The sequence below is a fragment of the Carnobacterium jeotgali MS3 genome, assembly GCF_000745125.1.
Classification (GTDB): domain Bacteria; phylum Bacillota; class Bacilli; order Lactobacillales; family Carnobacteriaceae; genus Carnobacterium_B; species Carnobacterium_B jeotgali.
Genome location: NZ_JQNF01000010.1, coordinates 70,184 through 84,376, shown reverse-complemented (window position 1 = coordinate 84,376; position 14,193 = coordinate 70,184). Strand labels below are relative to the sequence as shown.

10 protein-coding genes, 1 pseudogene and 1 riboswitch are annotated in these 14,193 nt (G+C 34.3%); of the genes and pseudogenes, 7 read left to right on the top strand and 4 right to left on the bottom strand.

The window, feature by feature from the left end:
* Position 1: 1 nt before the first annotated feature.
* Positions 2 to 2,752, top strand: a complete 2,751-nt coding sequence (locus tag BP18_RS07950) for a YfhO family protein (RefSeq protein ID WP_029277277.1) — start codon at positions 2 to 4, stop codon at positions 2,750 to 2,752.
* An 80-nt stretch (positions 2,753 to 2,832) separates the two neighbouring features.
* On the opposite strand, the gene BP18_RS07945 is transcribed toward BP18_RS07950, so the two are convergent.
* From BP18_RS07945 to BP18_RS07935, 3 genes are read right to left on the bottom strand one after another with little or no spacing between them, the layout of a single operon-like run.
* On the bottom strand, positions 2,833 to 3,540 hold the full coding sequence (locus BP18_RS07945) for an MgtC/SapB family protein (protein ID WP_007723911.1): 708 nt from the start codon (positions 3,538 to 3,540) through the stop codon (positions 2,833 to 2,835).
* 32 nt (positions 3,541 to 3,572) lie between these two features.
* On the bottom strand, positions 3,573 to 4,142 hold the full coding sequence (locus BP18_RS07940) for a chromate transporter (RefSeq protein WP_007723909.1): 570 nt from the start codon (positions 4,140 to 4,142) through the stop codon (positions 3,573 to 3,575).
* Positions 4,143 to 4,718, bottom strand: a complete 576-nt coding sequence (locus BP18_RS07935) for a chromate transporter (RefSeq protein ID WP_007723907.1) — start codon at positions 4,716 to 4,718, stop codon at positions 4,143 to 4,145. It lies immediately after the preceding gene.
* Positions 4,719 to 4,952: 234 nt separating this feature from the next.
* Between BP18_RS07935 and BP18_RS13020 the strand changes: the two are divergent.
* The 5 genes and pseudogenes from BP18_RS13020 to gorA form a co-directional block, all read left to right on the top strand.
* Positions 4,953 to 5,063: pseudogene (locus BP18_RS13020) on the top strand (LicD family protein); the annotation flags it as partial.
* Positions 5,064 to 5,499: 436 nt separating this feature from the next.
* Positions 5,500 to 7,545, top strand: coding sequence for a glycosyltransferase family 4 protein (locus tag BP18_RS07930; protein WP_029277282.1), 2,046 nt, complete (start codon positions 5,500 to 5,502; stop codon positions 7,543 to 7,545).
* Entirely contained in the window at positions 7,535 to 8,839 is a 1,305-nt protein-coding gene (locus BP18_RS07925) for a glycosyltransferase (RefSeq protein ID WP_029277284.1), read from the top strand. The genes BP18_RS07930 and BP18_RS07925 overlap by 11 nt, the downstream gene beginning before the upstream one ends.
* A 70-nt stretch (positions 8,840 to 8,909) precedes the next feature.
* Complete coding sequence (locus BP18_RS07920) at positions 8,910 to 10,253, top strand: uracil-xanthine permease family protein (protein ID WP_029277286.1); 1,344 nt, start codon at positions 8,910 to 8,912, stop codon at positions 10,251 to 10,253.
* Between the two features lie 163 nt (positions 10,254 to 10,416).
* Entirely contained in the window at positions 10,417 to 11,769 is a 1,353-nt protein-coding gene (gene gorA, locus BP18_RS07915) for a glutathione-disulfide reductase (protein ID WP_007723901.1), read from the top strand.
* A gap of 149 nt (positions 11,770 to 11,918) precedes the next feature.
* Here the strand turns inward: gorA and BP18_RS07910 are convergent, their stop codons facing one another.
* The gene (locus tag BP18_RS07910; protein WP_007723900.1) at positions 11,919 to 12,146 is read right to left on the bottom strand and encodes a hypothetical protein; all 228 of its coding nucleotides are present in this window, start codon (positions 12,144 to 12,146) and stop codon (positions 11,919 to 11,921) included.
* Positions 12,147 to 12,401: 255 nt separating this feature from the next.
* A riboswitch (purine riboswitch) is annotated at positions 12,402 to 12,502 on the top strand.
* 164 nt (positions 12,503 to 12,666) lie between these two features.
* Here BP18_RS07910 and BP18_RS07905 point away from each other — a divergent pair.
* A complete protein-coding gene (locus tag BP18_RS07905) occupies positions 12,667 to 14,127 on the top strand; it encodes an NCS2 family permease (protein ID WP_007723899.1) in 1,461 nt (486 codons plus the stop codon).
* Positions 14,128 to 14,193: the final 66 nt, after the last annotated feature.

The following is a 14,193-nucleotide window of genomic DNA, read 5'->3' as shown; positions in this document are numbered from 1 at the left end:
AGTGCTAAAAAACCTTGGCAGAAATTTATTTGAAGAAAAAAAAATCACTAAACAAACTTTTGCTCTCTTTACTGGATTATTTTTAATTATGATTATTGGTATTTATAGTTACTTTGTAGTGTTGCAAAAATCATTTATCTGGGAAGGTGATGGATTTTCACAGCACTATTTAATTTTTAAAGATTACCTGACTATAATCAAAGATTATTTTGCAGACCCAGCAGCTGGTTTCCCCTTTTGGGACTGGACAAACGGTATGGGAGCAGATGTACTAAGTGCTTATGGGTATTATGTGGTCGGGGATCCGTTTGTTTATCTTGGGTTGCTGTTTCCCGCAAGTATGACTGAACTTGCTTACCATGTGTTGGTATTGCTACGTGTTTACGCTATAGGAGTTGCCTTTTTATTTTATTGTCGCAGGATGCAAGTCGGCAGCTCGGGTGCTTTAGTCGGTACAGTGATGTATACCTTTACTTTTTATGTTGTTTTAAATGTCACGAGGCATCCATTTTTCCTCATGCCGATGCTATTTTTCCCGTTATTGTGCATTGGGATCGAAAAGATTCTGCACAATGAATCAAACACATTCTTTATTGCAATCATATTTCTCAGTGCGTGCAGCAATTTCTATTTCTTTTATATGTTGAGTGTACTGATTTTTATTTATGCTGTTATACGGTATTTTCATCTTTATGGAAAGAAACCCATCAAACATTTACTGAATTATGTTTGGAAAGCCGTTTATTCTTATTTGATTGGGTTATTGCTCTCATGTGCTTTATTTGTCCCGATTGTAGGGGGATTCCTACAGTCTTCAAGAGAACCTGGAAAGTTTGCCAGTGGACTGCTTGTTTACCCTGTTAAGTACTATTGGTCTTTGATTCTAAATTTATTTATTTCTGAACGGTACCTATGGACGGTATTTGGATTCTCTTCTTTTGCATTATTATTGCTTCCTATGCTTTGGATAAAACGAAAAAAATTCGGCTTTATTTCAGCTAGTCTAGGTTTGTTTGCAGTAATGTTAGTATTGCCAGTATTTGGTTCTATTATGAACGGCTTTGCAGGTCCATACAATCGATGGACGTTTGCCATCCCTTTGTTTAGTTCTTTAGGAGCTGCTATGCTTTACAATAATCGGTTCAAATTAAAGAAAAACGAGTATACAGCTATGGGCTGGGTGCTCCTAATTTACAGTGGAGCAATTGTTGTAATGGTTCAGTTTACCGAATTTAGAACAGCTTTTATCACTCCATTGATCTTTGCAGGCATGATGTGGCTGATAGTAGTCGTAGCAAATACACAACAGGACAAAAGGACGCTGACAATCCGCTCTAAATGGCTTTATTCTGCTTCTTTGCTGGTCCTCATTATGGTGAATTTAGGCTACAATGCAATGGATTACTATTATCCCTGGGGACAAAATTCAATCGAGTTATCCGTTGACTATGGAACAATAGATGAAGAGTATTTATCAACTTTTGATGGGCTTGAGCAGGAACTGCCAAAAGATGATGATATTTCTCGAATCGGAGTGACAAGTAAAGATAACCATGTGAAAAACCAACTGATCATCTTAGAAAAAATGGGACTGAATTCTTATTTATCGGTATCAAATGGATATATTTCAAATTTTGCCCGACAATTAGAAACAAGTCAATTTCAACTGATCCAACCTTTAAGAAATGGCTTCGACGACCGTCAAATTGCCAATAATTTTTTAGGTATCCGTTACATTCTGACAGAGAAAAAAAATGAAGCCTATCTTCCATATGGATATGAAGTAGTGGAAGAACTATCCGATAAAAGTTCAACTTTTAGTGTAGCTGAAACTCAAAATTATTTCCCATTTGCTTATGCTAATGCCACTTATTTAACGTATGAATCATTTGAAAAGATGAATCCTATTGAAAAAGAACAATTCTTATCTTATGGTGTTGTTATAGATGAAAAAGAAGTGGATCCAGTGGACTTAACCGTATTTGCCCAACCGTTAAATGTTGAAAGTAAAGAAGTCCAAATAAGTCCAAAGAATCAAAGCAACGTTAGCGTCGAAAAAGACGGGATAACGGTAAAAGAAGAGAATGGAGAAGTTGAGTTGTTATTAGAGGACCCCACTATTCTAAGAAATGCTGAAGTCTACGTATACTTGGAAGGATTGGATTTCACACCAAGCGTGAGTGATCCACTTACTGGAACGCCAACAAGTTTTACGGCTAGAGTAGCATTAGGCGAACGGAAAAAATCCATCCGCCAATCCGATGTGCTAAGTTTTAGCTCTTACATTAAGCGATCAAAAATGTTGTTTAATATGGGATACCAAGATGAAGACAGCACAGATGATACACTCACCCTTCAATTTTCTAAAGCAGGAAAATATGCTTTGAAAGATATTACAGTCTTTATTGTTCCATTAGATGAAGAGTATTCAGCTAGAGTTGCGGAAAAAAGAGACAATCAATTAAACATTGATACTTTTAATAATAAAAAAGTTAACGGCTCAATTACAATGAGTGAACCGTCTATTTTATCCACAACGATTCTTTATACTAAGGGGTGGAAAGCAACAGTGAATGGAGAGAAGGTTGAAACGCTTATAGTTAATGAAGGCTTCATTGGACTTCCGCTAGCAGCTGGAAATTCAGAAGTTACCTTTACGTATCAACCGCCATTTTTAGTTCTAGGAGCCATACTTTCTTTAGTAGGAATTGGTTTAGTAGTGATTAACCAGTTGTTTTTGAATAAACACTAGAGAGACACCGTCAATTTTATAGCGTAAAAAAAGAACAAAAGTGAGTTTTCACTTTTGTTCTTTTTTTGAAAATTTTACAATTAATTTTCTCTTAATGTATGAATTCGACGAATATGTTCAAATTCAGAAAGATCTTCTACTACTGAAGAAATGGAAATAGTGTCTGGCAAACTAAGTGTATAAAGGTTGATGTAACTATTTTTTTCTACGTTATTTGTATCTACGCTGTAATCTAAACCAAGGACATTAATGCTCATATTAGCAAAGTAACGGGTCAAAAACTTTTTAGTTTCTTCACGGTTTGTATAATAAATTTCAATTCTTTTCGAACTTTGAACACGAAATACTTTTTTTATGACACGTAAAACGAGTAAGATAATCAAACATCCGATTAAAGCTAGAAAATAGCTTCCCATTCCTACCGCTATACCTAAACCAGCAACAGTCCAAATAGAAGCAGCCGTGGTTAATCCTGTCACACTTTTTTTCGTTACGATAATCGTACCAGCGCCTAAAAATCCAATACCACTAATGATTTGAGCTGGCATCCGTGTCATATCTGTATTTAAAACTTGCGTTAAATCTGATTCACTTAATGCCATTTCAACCGTGCTGTAAGTTACTTGCAACTGAACTAAAGTAATAATACATGCACCCACACAGACCAATATATGTGTTCGTAAACCAGCATCATGGCCTTTTATTTCACGTTCATATCCAATAGTACTTCCAAACACAACAGACATTATCAAGCGAAGAAAAATTTCGCTATATTCCAATTCAAACATATAGACACCTGCTTTCTGGAAAACAATTTGATCTAAAGAGTCGTTAAACCATAAATGATTAATCTAGCCAGACCAGCTGCTAACATGACATAGATAGGACCAATTTTGGTTTTTCGTAACAAAACTAAACCTATCATAAATAGAACTAAAGAAATTAAATCTAATTCAGCCCATTGAATTGGAAGAGTATCTTTATTAAACAAAGCCGTTAATAAAATTGACAATCCAGCAGAAGCAATTAAAGCGACTACAGCTGGGCGCAACCCTTTGATGACTCCTTGTACTAAAGAGAGACCTTTGTATTTGTAATAAAGAACTGCTAACAACAAAACAATGATAACAGAAGGTGTGATACAACCTAGAGTAGCAACGAGGGAGCCAGGAATTCCAGCAACTTTTGTACCAACAAAAGTTGAAGCGTTCAAAGCAATCGGTCCAGGAGTCATTTGTGAAATAGTTAATACATCAATATACTCGGTACTTGTCAACCAATTGTGTTGCTCAATTACTTGTTCTTGAATCAATGGCAATGCGGCATAACCGCCCCCAAAGCTTAAAGCACCGACTTGGAAGAAGCTCCAAAATAATTGCAAATAAATCATTTATTTTAGTCCTCCTTTAGTTTTTTGTGTCTCTTTATGGGTCGTGTAAGCCCCTATAGCTCCACAAATAAACAAAATGACGACAATATTGATTGAAGTAAATGCTGCTGCAATGAACGATAAGATCATGACGACAATAGGCAAAATTAGTTTGTTTTTTGTTATATCTTTAACCATATTTATAACCACATTTACGATAACAGCGGCGACGCCAGCCTGCATACCAAATAAGACAGCATTTACAATAGGATTATCACGAAAAGCTAAGTAAAAATAGGAAACGATTGTAATAATGATTAAAGGTGGTAAAGAAGTACCGATTACAGATAAAAGTGCCCCTCGAATGCCAGCCATTCGGTACCCTATAATAATAGAAGCGTTAACGGCAATTGGGCCGGGAGAAGATTGAGCAATGGCTACCAAATCAAGCATTTCTTCTTCATCAATCCACTTTAATTCAGCTACAAAACGTTTTTGCATCAGTGGAACGATTACGTACCCACCGCCAAAAGTAAAAGCACTTAATGTAAAAGTAGATAAAAATAGTGTCCAATAAAAAGATGTATCTTTTTTCAAAAAATCCCTCCTAAAAATCATTCAATCCTATTATACCTTATCCAATCTTAAATGAAGAATGATTTGTAAATCGAAAAAAATGGGAAAAATCATCTTATCTTTCATTTGCAAAAAAAATGAACTCACATTCTCGGATTAAGTGTCGGCATTAAAGAGGCACAAAACATTCAGGTAGAAATTCTATTATAGTTTAATCAATTGTGTGAAAAATATAAAATCTAGTACCAGCTTTTCGTAGGAATCTTAATTGGAGCAATCAGACATAACGGTTTTATCCCTTGTGACGACGATAGTGATGTTTATATGCTAATGGATAGGAGTACAATCGTTTTTTTTGGAAGCTAGTGAAAAAGAGTTGAATGAAAGTTATGCCTTACAAAATTATCCTATTTGTTAGCAGCCTTATTCGGGACTGCTTCGTATTTATTTTATTATAAAGCCATTAATAAAATGGTTGCTGATAAAGCAATGGCATTAAATATAACGTATTCTTCGATGAATTTACGTTAAAAAAATCATTTTAATATGTGATACAACAAATTTCGAAAACTTAAGGAACGGTAATATTCATTTATTATTAGTTCCTAAGTTTTTATTAGATTCACTAGGTAGTTGGGCAGGCCCTACAGGAATAAACAAAGTCGGTTCTTTAACGGTTACTATGGCACTATGCTATAATATTTTCTAAGAGTTTAGTTAAAAACATCGTTTTGAAACAGAAAAAATGTCAGTAGTTGAATGAATAAGGTGAATGCGATTTCTTTTAGAAAGGTGGTAAACCATGAATAAGTTTATTGAATTGAGGAATAATTATTTTGAGAAAGAACAGAATTCTTCATTCCCTTTATTCTTTTTAAAGAAATATCAAGAAGAGAATCTTGTGGATACTTTAAAATTAGAAATCCTTTTAAAATCGTTTAAAGAGATTATACAACTCAGTACAAAAAAAGAACTAGAAGAGAGTGAACTGATTAAAGGTCTTGCTTATTTAGGGCAAAACGACTACCTAGATCGGTATCTAGTAAAGTTAGTTATGGACAACAATAACCTTCTTACTCAGGAAGGTTTCGATAAAGAAGTGATTAATCTGTTGTCTAAAGAGAAAACAAATGGAGCAATTGTTTATGCCTTAATAGATAGTTGTATTGAATGTGGTAGGGACGTATTGACTAAAGAAATGGTGGGAAATTTAGTAACCTACCACATAAAGCAGTTGGATGTTTTCTCGATAGTAATAGACTATCTTTATCATTTTAAAGTAGAGGGATTTGAATCAATTATATATGAGTGGCTGAAAGAAGATTATCCAATTAATATTAAAATTCAGTTGATAGATTTATTGGTAGAGCTTTATTCACTAGAAAAACTAAATTATGAAGACATTGAACGTCTAATTCCTTTTCAAACAAATAAAAAATTGTTCAGTGATTATATGGCTATCATCAATAGAGAACAACTCGTTAAGCATAATGGGCTAACAATTTTACAATCAATGTTCTATGGCGATTTTGAGAATAGTGGAAAAGGCAATAATGGTGGAATGGCGGTATTTTTGAAGACACTAGGAAGTGAGTTGTCTAAGTCAAAAGAAGTTTCTCTAGTTGTAACCTTAACAATTACAAATGAATGGTCCCATAATAAATCCCTGATGAATTTTTACTCTGATAACCATTTATTTCTGAGAGTCCCTATCTATATCGATGAAACAATTAAAGATCCTTATTTAAAAAAGGAACAATTTATTAAAAGAGCAATTGATAGGTTCTTAAAGAAATTAGAAATTGAACCAGATATTTTTCATGTTCGCTATTTAGATAATGCGTCTAAAGCAGTAGCACTTTTAAGCAAGGAATTAGGTAAAAAATTAGTTTTCACCTTAACGCCGGATCCGCATCGAAACATGATCAATAACGATGGAACATTAAAATCCTTTGATGCGAATGACTTTTTTCAAAAATTAAATAAAATAAAGATAGGTGACGAATTAATTTTTGAAAGTGATCAAATAGTTGGAATAGGTAATCATATAATGGGAAAAGAATTAGAATCTTATTTCCCACAATTACTTAAAGAAGATAAAAAAGAAACCGTGTGGATGATTAGTGAAGGAATAAAAGTTGATGGGAATTCAAAAAATAGTGATGAGAAATCAACTCATAACAAAGAATTAAAAGAAGTCAATTTGAAAAAAGAATTTTTTGATCGACCAATTATTTTAAATGTAGGGAGGTTAGAACAGCTAAAATCTCAAGATGAATTGTTAAAAGCATGGGGAAATTCGAGCATCTCAGATGTGTATAACTTATTGCTGATTGGTGGAGATATAGAGAATCCTAGTAATGATGAAATGAAAATGATTCATTCATTTGAAGAATACTTCACTGAACACCCACATCTGAGAGATAAATTCTGTCATATTGGTGCTTTGTCAAATGAAAACATAAGAATGATTGAAAATGAAATTATGGAGCATCAAGAAAATTATCCACAAATTTATCTTTGTTCAAGTAAAAAAGAAGAATTTGGAATAGCTATTCTAGAAGCCTTATCACAAAAGTTCTTGGTGCTAGGACCTGAAAGAGGAGGCGTAAAAAGTTATTTAGAGAATGATGTCAATGGATTTTTAATTGATACTTCCAATTGGCAAACCATTTCTGAAGAAACAGAACTCATTATTCAGCGATTGAAAAATAATCCGGCAGCTTTTAAAAAAATACAAGATGCTGGAGAAAAAACCGTCAAAGACCGTTTTTCTATGGAAGAAATAGCTAAAGAATTTTTATTGTTTTATTTATCATTCGAAAGGAGCAAAGTGAATGAACGCTAATCATCTGTTTTTTATAAGTCCTCCTTTTTATTCTCATTTTACGCCTTTACTAGTTCTTGCGAAGAGTTTTAAAAAAATCGGGAAAGAGGTAACGTTTGGGTGTAGCAGTGAGTTTAGAAATCAAGTTGAACAAGCAAACTTATCTTTTTATGAAATAGATATCAGTAAAAATAAAAATATTAGCAAAGCTGAAATCACGAACCAGCCTGATTCAGAAAAAGATAGATTAGATGAGTTTTTTGAATCAACCAGAGAAGGAGCTGTCGAAACGCTCATTACACAGTCTAAGCATAGAAAAAAAGACATGCTTTATAAACCGGAGGAACTCGTTTCGAAAATCAAAAAAATAGCTGATTCTTTAGAGGTAGATTTATATGTGGTGGATATTTTATCCTATGGAGTTACTTTAGGGTTGTATACCTTAGAGCTTCCTTTTGTAACATTTTGTCCACCTCATCCACGAACGATTCCAATGAAGAATGAGAACTATGGTGTCCCTAATGATTGGCCTTCTGTAATACCTGTGAATCAAAAACAGCTACACGAGTTAAAACAAGTTTCAAGAAAAACTCAAAACGAATTTACAAAAATTTTTAATACAATGATAGAAGAAAGTTCGAGCAATCGTAAACCAATAGAAAATGCGTTTAGTCTAGTTTCAGATAAAGCAATCCTTTATAATTATTTTGATTTTGACTCGATTGAAGATACTAATCAGTTACCCAATAAAATTTTTATGGGTAATTGCTTTGAAGAAGAGACACTCGATGAAGAGTGGCAAAACAAAATAAAAGATAAAAAGAATAGACTATTAATTACTCTAGGAACATTTCTATCTAATCGAGTGGATGTACTTGAAAAGTTAATAATCGGCTCAAAGAAAGCTAATCCAGATTCACTTTTGATTGTTTCAGCAGGAAGTAATGCTGGAAAATTAAACGAATATCGCTCTGATTCTGTTATTATTGAAGAATTTATTCCACAAAAAGCTTTAATGCCTTATATGGATAGCGTCATTTTTCACGGAGGTTGCAATACCTTTACTGAAGCACTTTATTATGGCAAACCAATGATTATTTTACCTTTTTCAAGCGATCAATTTAATATTGCTTATGATTGTGAAATGAAACAATTAGCTGAAATATTGGATCCGAACACGTTTACAGAAGAAAAATTGGTAGCTGCTCTTTTAAAATTAAAAAGTCAAGATCATAAAGAGCTAACGTATTGGAGCAACGTATCTAAAGATAGAGGACCTGATTTTGCGGTCGGAAAATTAGTAGAAAACATTTGAAAATAGAAAAAATTGAAGGTATCCGACGGAGTTAGGCGTGAGTTATAAGTATAAATTAGGAGCTGATTAAATGAACTTTCTTTCTTCGATGAAGAGAAATAAACCCTTTAATAGAAGCAAGTATGATGTAGATGGTATTCCTCCATTGAGGGAAGCAGTTCCGCTAGGGTTGCAACATATCTTCGCCATGTTTTTAGGTAATATAGCCGTTCCAATAATTGTAGCAAAAGTAGTTGGAATTTCCGGCAGAGATTTAACCGTTTTAGTCCAAAGTGCAATGGTAATGGCTGGGGTAGCGACGTTAATACAGTGTTACCCAATCTGGAAAGTTGGGGCTAAGCTTCCTGTTGTAATGGGAACTAGTTTTGGTTTTTTACCAACTAATATTTCAATCGCTAGTGGATACGGTATCTCTGGTTTACTAGGAGCTACATTCGTTGGTGGGCTCTTTTGTGCAGGATTAGGATTTATTTTACAACCCTTAAGACGATTTTTTCCAAAAGTTGCTACGGGAACAGTCGTGTTGACGATTGGTTTATCCTTACTCCCAACAGGTATTCAAGCTATGGCTGGTGGAAATGGGTCTGAAACGTTTGGCTCAATGAAAAATTGGTCAGTTTCTTTATTTGTTATGTTTTTAGTTTTAATTTTAAATCAATTCGGTAAAGGTATGGCTAAAACATCATCTATTTTAATTGCTATTGTTATAGGATATATTGTGGCGGTTGCTCTTAACATGGTTGAATTTGGTCCAATAAAAGAAGCAACTTGGTTTTCATTGCCTCAACCTTTTTATTTCCCATTGACGTTTCAATGGGGTGCTATCGCACCTATGTTGATTATGTTTGTCGTTACAGCAGTAGAAACAGTTGGAGATGTTACCGCAATAACGATGGGTGGGTCAGATAGAGAGCCAACAGATAAAGAACTATCTGGATCTATCATAGCAAATGGAGTGACTTCTGCATTAGCAGCTATGTTCAATTCTTTACCGAACACCTCTTTTAGTCAAAATGTTGGGATGATTTCTTTTACTAAGTTGATGAGTCGTTATATTGTAGCGGTTGGATCAGTCTTTTTAATAGCTGCTGGGTTAGTCCCTAAGTTTGGAGCGATGATTTCTACTTTACCACAAGCAGTTATTGGTGGAGCTTCTATTATCATTTTTTCTCAAATTACACTAACAGGAATTGGTATATTAACGGCAGAGCCTTTAACAGATCGTTCAAAAGTAATCATTGGTCTTTCTTTAGTATTTGGATTAGGATTAACTCAAGTTCCTGAAGCGATGGCAGGTTTACCCGATTTAGTAGCAATTTTATTTGGAGAATCAGCGATTGTAATAAGTTGTTTAGTAGCATTAATCTTGAATATTATTATGCCAGCAGATCCTGTAGCAACAACTAAAAAATAAATGCATAAACAGCTCACTTATTAAATCCATTTTAAAGAAGAGGTTAAGAATCTTGCAGAATAATTACACGAGCAAATGAATCTTGCAAAAGCTTCTCCTTTCTTTGTGACTAATAATTCGCTATACTTAAGTAAGCATATGGAAGAAAGTAGGAATTTATAAAATGAGTAAACATTATGATTATATTGCAATTGGTGGAGGAAGTGGCGGGATTGCTTCTGCTAACCGTGCAGGAATGCATGGAGCAAGCGTTGCTTTGATTGAAGGAAATGCTATTGGTGGAACGTGTGTGAATGTAGGGTGTGTGCCTAAAAAAGTTATGTGGCATGGCGCTCAAATGCTAGATGATATGAAATTATATGCAGAAGACTATGGTATTACAATCAAAGATAGTCAATTGAATTTTGAAAAATTAGTAAAAAATAGAGAAAATTATATTTCGCGTCTACACACGATTTATCAAAAAAACTTAACTAACAACAACGTTGAATTGATCAATGGATACGCGAAATTTATTGATGCACATACGATTGAAGTAAATGGTGAGCAACTAACTGCTGATCACTTTTTGATTGCAACAGGCGGACGTCCTGAGTTACCAAAAATTCCTGGTGCAGAATATGGAATTGATTCAGATGGATTCTTTGAATTAACGGAATTACCTGAACGAGTAGCGATTATTGGTGCAGGTTATATTGCTGTTGAATTAGCAGGTGTGTTACATGGGTTAGGTTCAGATACTCATTTATTTGTTAGAAAGCACGCTCCATTACGGAACTTTGATTCAATCATTGTGGAAGGACTGGTTGAAACAATGGCCAGAGAAGGTGCAACTTTGCATACTCATTCTATTCCTAAAGAAGTCATAAAAAATGAAGACGGCACTTTAACGATCCACTTTGAAGACGGATCTACTCATATAACAGATACACTTATATGGGCGATTGGCCGTCAACCAAATACAAAAAACTTAAACCTTGAAGTAACGGATGTAGAATTAAATGCTGGTGGATACATTACAGTGGACCAATACCAAAATACAACGGCCAAAAATATTTATGCTATTGGAGATGTGACCGGACATATTGAATTAACGCCTGTGGCTATAGCTGCAGGACGTCGACTTTCTGAACGTTTATTTAATAACAAACCAAATTCATTTTTAGATTACACGAATATTCCAACGGTTATCTTTAGTCATCCACCAATTGGAACGATTGGTATGTCTGAGGAAGAAGCTAAAGAAATGTATGGAGAAGCAGATATCAAAGTGTACACATCTACTTTTACTTCTATGCATAGTTCCATAACAGCTAACCGACAAAAAACTTATATGAAATTGGTTTGCCAAGGAGGAAACGAAAAAATTGTTGGCTTGCATGGACTTGGAAAAGGGTTAGACGAAATGGTCCAAGGATTTGCAGTAGCCATTAAAATGGGTGCCACAAAAGCTGATTTTGACAACACAGTAGCGATTCACCCTACTGGAGCTGAAGAATTCGTTACAATGACTTAGTTAAATCAGTATGACGAATAGATTAACTAACAAGTTTCGCTAGCCTCATGTTTTTTGGTCTGAGAAGAGCGGTGTTTCTAATAAAAAAACGGCCACTTACTTTTGATGATTTATTTCATCAAAAGTAAGTGGCCGTTTTTTAAGCGAATTTATTCGTAATGCCAGTCTCCATTACTGCTGTAATGAACAATTTCACCATTGTTAAAGTGAACATCCATTGTTTGAAGTTCATTATTCCATAGGACTTCATCAATATTTTCTTTAGTATATTTAGGAGGATCATCCAATGTGTCCATGTGTTGCGCATAAACGTTGGTCAACCAGCTGATTTGACCTGAATCTAATTCACTATACCCTTTTACCTGTGTGAAATCCATAATAATTCCCTCCTGTATTGTTTGAGTCTATTGTAACGTATTTAAAGAAAAATTAGAAAAGATAACGCTTGTTGAAAATAAGTGATGGGAAAAAGAAAGCGGTTGAGAATTAGAAACAAATAAGAGTAAAAATGACGGTAATTAAACAAAATAGTGATATAATAGCGAATTTCGAGTAAAACACGAACAATCAACTGATTTTTTTAATGTAATATACATTTTAAGGTTGTTTTATAAAAAATCATCTTATATAATTAACTTGCAATGTTTAGAACCGAATATAATTAAGCGATATGGGCTTTAAGTTTCTACCGAACACCGTAAATGTTCAGACTATTGGTTCTAAATAAACTCATTTTAGTTTATTTAGAGATACATTAGATGCATTGGGATAACTGTGATTATTTATATTGTTTTTGTAATTATTGCTTTACCAACAGTTAGGTAGAAAGACTGAAACTCAGTAGATTTAACTAGTACGGTTCACTTTGTAATATAAATAAAGTGGGGATATAGTAAAATGGAAAAGTTTTTTAAATTAAAAGAAAATGGAACGACGGTAGGTACTGAAATTACAGCAGGACTAACGACTTTCTTCGCAATGTCTTATATTATTTTTGTCAATCCGGCAATTCTTTCTTTAACGGGGATGCCTTCACAAGCTGTTTTCTTATCAACTTTGATTGCTGCGGCTATTGGAACGTTAGTGATGGGATTATTTGCAAATGTACCTTATGCACAGGCACCAGGTATGGGATTGAATGCTTTCTTTACTTATACAGTTGTCTTTGCACTAGGTTTTACATGGCAAGAAGCTTTAGCAATGGTCTTTCTTTGTGGACTGTTTAATATATTAATTACGGTAACAAAGATACGTAAAATGATTATTCGTTCGATTCCTGAAAGTCTGCAACATGCGATTAGTGCTGGAATTGGTGTTTTTGTTGCTTACATCGGAATTAAAAACTCAGGATTCCTTCAGTTCACTTCTGAACCAGGTAATATCCAAACGATTAATAATGCACCTTTTGATGCAACAGCTTCTTATTCGGATGGTATTTCAAGTGTCGTAACTGGTGGGGGGATTGTTCCTGCATTAGTGAATTTTACAAGTCCTGGATCATTATTAGCCTTGATTGGTTTGATTATCACTGTCATTTTATTAGTGAAAAATGTAAGAGGAGCTATTCTGATTGGTATCATTGTTACAACGATTATTGGAATTCCAATGGGTGTAGTAGACGTTTCAGTCATTTCTAACCCAGCTAATTCTTTAGGAAGTGCTTTTACAGAACTAGGAACGACTTTTGGTGCTGCATTTGGGAGTGAAGGAATGATTTCTTTATTCAGTAGTGCGTCACGGTTGCCTTTAGTAATCATGACTATTTTTGCTTTCAGTTTGTCAGATGTATTTGATACGATTGGAACATTTATTGGAACTGGCCGCAAAACAGGTATCTTTACTAAAGAAGATGAAGAAGCATTAGACAATAGTACTGGTTTTAAAACAAAAATGGATAAAGCTTTATTCGCAGATGCTATCGCAACTTCTGTAGGCGCTATTTTTGGAACATCTAACACAACGACTTTTGTTGAAAGTGCAGCTGGTATTGGCGCCGGCGGAAGAACCGGTTTAACAAGTGTTGTTGTAGCTGTGTTATTCCTGTTAACAAGCTTATTCTCACCACTAGTCGCACTTGTACCTGCTCAAGCAACGTCTGCATCTTTAATCTTAGTCGGTGTGATGATGATGTCTTCATTCTTAGAAATCAAGTGGGACAATTTAGAAGAAGCTATTCCAGCATTCTTTGCTTCTATCTTTATGGGATTATCTTATAGCATTTCATATGGTATCGCTGCTGGGTTCATTTTCTACGTTATTGTTAAAGTAGTCAAAGGGAAAAGTAAAGATATTCATCCTGTATTATGGGTCTCAACATTATTGTTTGTTTTGAATTTCTTAATCATGGCATTCATCTAAAAAAATAAAAAGTAACTGAAGGAAATCCTATCAAACGGCAGTAGCGTACTGTTGGCGTTTAATAGG

Coding starts and splice junctions, on each gene's coding strand:
- gorA (WP_007723901.1), top strand. CDS start 10,417: ATGAGTAAACATTATGATTATATTGCAATTGGTGGAGGAAGTGGCGGG.
- BP18_RS07920 (WP_029277286.1), top strand. CDS start 8,910: ATGAACTTTCTTTCTTCGATGAAGAGAAATAAACCCTTTAATAGAAGC.
- BP18_RS07940 (WP_007723909.1), bottom strand. CDS start 4,142: ATGATTTATTTGCAATTATTTTGGAGCTTCTTCCAAGTCGGTGCTTTA.
- BP18_RS07905 (WP_007723899.1), top strand. CDS start 12,667: ATGGAAAAGTTTTTTAAATTAAAAGAAAATGGAACGACGGTAGGTACT.
- BP18_RS07945 (WP_007723911.1), bottom strand. CDS start 3,540: ATGTTTGAATTGGAATATAGCGAAATTTTTCTTCGCTTGATAATGTCT.
- BP18_RS07925 (WP_029277284.1), top strand. CDS start 7,535: ATGAACGCTAATCATCTGTTTTTTATAAGTCCTCCTTTTTATTCTCAT.
- BP18_RS07910 (WP_007723900.1), bottom strand. CDS start 12,146: ATGGATTTCACACAGGTAAAAGGGTATAGTGAATTAGATTCAGGTCAA.
- BP18_RS07930 (WP_029277282.1), top strand. CDS start 5,500: ATGAATAAGTTTATTGAATTGAGGAATAATTATTTTGAGAAAGAACAG.